This window comes from Candidatus Melainabacteria bacterium RIFOXYA2_FULL_32_9 (genome assembly GCA_001784615.1).
Taxonomy (GTDB): domain Bacteria; phylum Cyanobacteriota; class Vampirovibrionia; order Gastranaerophilales; family UBA9579; genus UBA9579.
In genome coordinates this window covers 6,371-11,572 of sequence record MFRQ01000006.1, presented here as the reverse complement: position 1 = coordinate 11,572, position 5,202 = coordinate 6,371, and the positions used below count along the sequence as shown (strand labels likewise).

Sequence of the window (5,202 nt, the reverse complement as noted above, 5' to 3'; positions counted from 1 at the left end):
AGAAGAAAAAATTATAGAATCTATACAACCTAAAATATCAAGGCTAAAGGCAGAATTGGAAAAATTTAAAGAACTTGATTGTGTTGGAGATATCAGACATATTGGCATGATAGGTGCTATCGAGATTGTCAAAAGTAAAGATACTAAGGAACTTTATCCTTTTAAAGATAGAATGGGCGTGAAAATATATAAAGAAGGTTTAAAACGAGGTGCAATATTAAGACCTTTAGGAAATATTGTCTATTTCATGCCACCTTACGTAATTACGGAAGAAGAGATAACAAAACTTACAGATATAGCATATGATTCCATAAAAGCAGCATTGTATTAACTCCACTGTGTCATTCTTGTGGCTAAGCCACATTCTCAAGTCATCAACCCTTCCAGTAACATCACTGTCATCCTAAGTAGGTCACAAAGCCGACGTAAAAATATCTAAACAGAATAAACAAAAATAATTTCAATATATAAAATTTATAGAGGTATAAAATGAATAAAATTAAGATAAGTCTAAATGGTGAAGAAAAAGAAATTAATGGAAATTCCACTATTAAAGATATTTTAGAGATTATTAACGCTAAAAGTCCTATGCTGGTTGTAGAGAGAAATCTAGAAATTGTTCAAAAAGACCAATACGAAACCTGTTATCTTCAGGATGGTGATAAATTAGAAGTGGTTAGCTTTTTTGGCGGGGGCTAAACATTATAATAAACACAAGATGAGCAAAAACTCTCTTCATGCTTATTATATAATTCTTGAATTATTAATCAATATCTAGGGATTAGGAGCTGGCGGAACGAATATACGTGTTGCAAGTTCCCTATCGAGCATAAACAATCCGCTACCTTCTCCCCCAGTAAGTTTTAGCTTATGTAATACCTCACTGGCTGAAGATTCTTCTTCTATCTGCTCTGTAACGAACCATTGCAAGAATATTTGGGTCGCATGGTCTTTTTCTTCTACTGCTATATTCACTAATTCATTAATTGAACGTGTAACTGCTTGTTCATGTTCAAGTACCTGTTCAAATACAGCTGTAGAATTTTCCCATTCATTCTTTGGCTCTTCTATTTTATGAAGAACCACTCTGCCAGCACGCTCATTAACAAAATCATAAAACTTCATAGCGTGCATTAATTCTTCCTGTGCCTGAACTCTCATCCAATTAGCAAAACCACTTAAACTAATGGATTGAAAGTAGGCACTCATAGATAAATATAGATACGATGAATAAAATTCTGCATTGATCTGCTTATTAATGGCATCCTGCATCTTTTGACTAAACATTGTTATCTACCTCCTGGTATATCTTATAAAACCGATATTTGCTTTTTCAAAATAAATTATAGTTTATTATCAAATTTTATTGATAAATATTAATCTTTTCTTAATCAGTTTAACCTTATATCAAAAATTTATGCTGTTAAAATATTGACGCTTGAGCGTACGAGTTCAGAAATCTTCTTTTAGATTTGGTGGGTTAAAATTCATTGTAAAAACTTGAATTTGGATTTTTATTGGTGTGAATTATTCACCCTATTTGACTATAGGCTAAAGAGAAATACCAAAAATGTAGATTAATGAGAAATATATTCCTGTAAGTATAAAAATTATCCCTGTAATTCTTCTTGTCCACCATTCAAACTGGGTTATCTTGTTATAAAATTTGCCAACTGAACCTATACTTAAAGCTATAACAAAGGCAAATAAGATAACAGGGAGTGCTGTACCTATACCATATAGTGATGGGAATACAAACATTGATTTATGCTGCATAGATAGGGGTATTAAGCTCCCAAAAAACAATGCAGCAGAAACAGGACAAAATGAAAGAGCAAAAAGAATTCCAAGCAACCCTGCTCCCCATATGCCTAATTCCTGAGCTTTATTTTGTAGTTTCTCGCTTCCTATACTTGGAATATTAAATTTAATTAATTCTAAAAGAAGTATTCCAACAATAATAAGAATAGGTCCTAGAGCAATATTCATATATTCCTGTAAGAAGTTAGCAACTGTTGGAATTGATAATAAACCTGCAACAATTATGATTCCAAGTATTATATAAGCCAGAGTTCTTCCTAGCGTGTATAGTAACCCTGCAAAGCAAACTTTTAAAGGACTATCTACACGTTTTCCGATATAAGACATAGCAGCTATATTTGTAGCTAATGGGCATGGGCTTATTGATGTTAATATTCCAAGCCAGAGAGCTGAGAATAATATTAAAATTGCTTCCATATATCCACCTATAAGTATGATTTAACTTCTTTTAATATGTAATTTTCAAACTTGCTCTTGTCACCTAACAATGTCCAAATCTTATCGAGATTTTTCCAATTTACCTGTTTACCGTTTTTAACGTTGGACACCACTACCGACTTGGTATACAAACCATAATCTTTAACAAAATGCTTATGAGCTGATTCATCAATATTAACCATGCGAAATTCTACTTTATTGTTTTTTATGCCCTGAACAGCTTCTTTTGTGTAAGATTCGATTTTATGACAGGATGCACAGCGTTTATTGGTATAAAAATAATATACAATAACTTTTGAGCCTGTCTTTACTTCAGACTTTACTGGAATAGTCTCTAATTCATTTTTAGCAAAAGAACATCCCGCTAGAGATGAAACGAAAAGTAACATAACAAATGCGATAGAGTATACAGTTAATAGCCTAAGTTGTTTTGACATTATAATCTCCTCTCTTATCTTTTTAATAATATTATGCCTCTATTTTTTACAATTTTTCCGAAGTTCCACTGAATAAATTAAGATAAGTATTTTTTAATATCATCAACTGATGGAACTTTACCAGTCACTTTAACCTCTCCATCAACCACAAGAGCAGGTGTCATCATTACTCCGAATTCCATAATCTTTTGAATATCACTGACTTTTTCAAGTTCGTATTCTATTCCCATTGATTCAGCAGCCTTTTTAGCTGATTCTGTTAGGTCATTGCACTTTTTACAACCTGTACCTAAAACCTGTATTTTCTTCATATTTAGACTCCTATAATAGTTTCTGATCTATTTTTTGCTTTATCTGTTCTAGCACCATTCTAAAGACTGTTAATACCTGCTCAGTATCTCCTATAGCTTCAGCAGGGTCAATAAAACTCCAATGAAGCCTTTTTGATTTACCTGGGAATATAGGGCAGGATTCTTTTGCGTTATCACACACAGTAATTACATAATCAAATGATTCATTCTTAAATTCATTAACTGACTTAGAACGCTGATTTGATATATCAATTCCTATTTCCTGCATAATCTGTATGGCTTTAGGGTGAACTATTGATGGTTTAGTACCAGCACTGTATACTTCATACTTATCTCCATAATAATGATGAAGTAACCCTTCTGCCATCTGAGAACGACAGGAATTTCCTGTACATAGGAATAAGACTTTTTTCATAATAAATATCCCTTAAGCTATATAGAACTTTTTTCTGATCCAAGTTGATAAGTGAACCAGATTAATTAATACAGGCACTTCAACTAATGGGCCTATAACAGCAGCAAAAGCAACACCTGAGCCTATACCAAATACAGCTACCGCAACAGCAATTGCAAGCTCAAAGTTATTACTTGCAGCAGTAAATGAAAGTGCTGTTGATTTGGGATAATTAGCCCCAAGCCTTTTACTCATAGCAAAGCTGAATAAAAACATAAGTACAAAGTAAATTAATAAAGGAATAGCTATTCTTACGACATCCATAGGAATCTGGACTATAAGATTACCTTTTAAACTAAACATCACAACAATTGTGAATAATAAAGCTATAAGAGTAATAGGGCTTATTCTTGGTATGAATTTATTTGAGTACCAATCAAAGCCTTTATACTTTATAGCTGTATATCTTGTAATAATACCTGCAATAAACGGAATACCAAGATAAATAAATACACTTTCTGCAACCAGTCTGGTATCAACGTGAACAATAGCTCCTTCTAATCCAAAGTATGGAGGAAGTACCGTAATAAAAAACCAAGCAAAGACACTGTAAAAAATTACCTGAAATATACTGTTAAAAGCAACAAGTCCTGCACAGTAGTCACCATCACCTTCAGCAAGTGAATTCCATACTATAACCATAGCAATACATCGAGCAAGACCTATTAAAATCAACCCCACCATATACTCTGGATAACCAGAAAGAAAAGTTATGGCTAATGTAAACATTAATATTGGTCCAATTATCCAGTTTAGAAATAATGAAAGGCTAAGAACCTTTACATCTTTAAAAACTAAAGGTAAGTCTTCATATTTAACCTTAGCCAATGGCGGATACATCATTAAAATTAAGCCAATTGCAATAGGAATATTGGTCGTACCAAGCTGAAAACGATTAATAAAACTCTCAACTCCCGGAATAAAATAGCCTACGCCAATACCCAGAGTCATAGCTAAAAATATCCACAATGTAAGGTTTTGGTCTAAAAATGAAAGTCCACATCTTGGAGCATTATTCATACCCTAATCCTCTTATATCTACTTAATCGCCTTTATATATGCACCAGCAAAAGCACCATCTATTTCATCCAGATTAATTTTTGAAAACTGATTTTTATCAGCTACTAATCCTTCAATAATGGCTTTTGTATAAACGTGAATAGGCTCAATATAAATGTTCTTAAAATCTAGATCTTTTAAAATATTTGTATACTCGTCTATTGAAATAGTACCTGCAATACAGCCTACCCATAATGCGGCCTGTTTTTTAATCTCAGGGGAGACATCCCTGAGTGACACAACATCAGCTATCGCTAATCTTCCACCATCTTTTAAAACCCTATATGCTTCTGAAAGGGCTTTTGTCTTATCCTCTGACAGATTTATAACGCAATTAGAAATAACTACATCTACAGTTTTATCAGGTAATGGAATATTTTCTATGTATCCTTTAATGAATTCTACGTTTGTTACACCCATCTTTTCCTTGTTTTTATTAGCAAGAGCGAGCATTTCATCAGTCATATCAAGGCCATATATTTTGCCAGTTTTTCCTACATATTTTGAGGACATTAATACATCAATACCGCCACCGCTACCTAAATCAAGAACAGTCTCACCCTCTTTTAGCGCTGCTAATACTAAAGGATTAGCACAACCTAAAGAAGCATTAACAACTTCTATAGGCAGGTCGTCTATGTCAATACCATCGTATATTCTGGATGTTTTACTAATCTCATCA

7 protein-coding genes and 2 pseudogenes (2 of these 9 only partly in view) are annotated in these 5,202 nt (G+C 33.0%); 2 read left to right on the top strand and 7 right to left on the bottom strand.

Annotation, left to right across the window (positions count from 1 at the left end):
- Together A2255_08080 and A2255_08075 are read left to right on the top strand one after the other, a co-directional pair.
- Positions 1–331 (top strand): annotated as a pseudogene (locus A2255_08080) (adenosylmethionine--8-amino-7-oxononanoate transaminase); it begins 1,019 nt to the left of the window's first position.
- A gap of 167 nt (positions 332–498) precedes the next feature.
- Positions 499–699, top strand: a complete 201-nt coding sequence (locus A2255_08075; GenBank protein ID OGI23531.1) for a thiamine biosynthesis protein ThiS — start codon at positions 499–501, stop codon at positions 697–699.
- A 75-nt stretch (positions 700–774) separates the two neighbouring features.
- Here A2255_08075 and A2255_08070 read toward each other — a convergent pair whose 3' ends face one another.
- The 7 genes and pseudogenes from A2255_08070 to A2255_08040 all read right to left on the bottom strand — a co-directional run.
- On the bottom strand, positions 775–1,287 hold the full coding sequence (locus A2255_08070) for a ferritin (protein OGI23524.1): 513 nt from the start codon (positions 1,285–1,287) through the stop codon (positions 775–777).
- A gap of 264 nt (positions 1,288–1,551) precedes the next feature.
- On the bottom strand, positions 1,552–2,238 hold the full coding sequence (locus tag A2255_08065) for a cytochrome C biogenesis protein (protein OGI23523.1): 687 nt from the start codon (positions 2,236–2,238) through the stop codon (positions 1,552–1,554).
- Between the two features lie 8 nt (positions 2,239–2,246).
- Positions 2,247–2,696, bottom strand: coding sequence for a hypothetical protein (locus A2255_08060; protein OGI23522.1), 450 nt, complete (start codon positions 2,694–2,696; stop codon positions 2,247–2,249).
- A gap of 77 nt (positions 2,697–2,773) precedes the next feature.
- On the bottom strand, positions 2,774–3,007 hold the full coding sequence (locus A2255_08055) for a redox-active disulfide protein 2 (protein ID OGI23521.1): 234 nt from the start codon (positions 3,005–3,007) through the stop codon (positions 2,774–2,776).
- Between the two features lie 10 nt (positions 3,008–3,017).
- Positions 3,018–3,422 (bottom strand): hypothetical protein, encoded by a 405-nt coding sequence (locus A2255_08050; protein ID OGI23520.1) that lies wholly within the window; start codon positions 3,420–3,422, stop codon positions 3,018–3,020.
- A 12-nt stretch (positions 3,423–3,434) separates the two neighbouring features.
- The gene (locus A2255_08045) at positions 3,435–4,481 is read right to left on the bottom strand and encodes an arsenical-resistance protein (GenBank protein ID OGI23519.1); all 1,047 of its coding nucleotides are present in this window, start codon (positions 4,479–4,481) and stop codon (positions 3,435–3,437) included.
- An 18-nt stretch (positions 4,482–4,499) separates the two neighbouring features.
- Positions 4,500–5,202 (bottom strand): annotated as a pseudogene (locus A2255_08040) (arsenite S-adenosylmethyltransferase) (it continues 89 nt past the right edge of the window).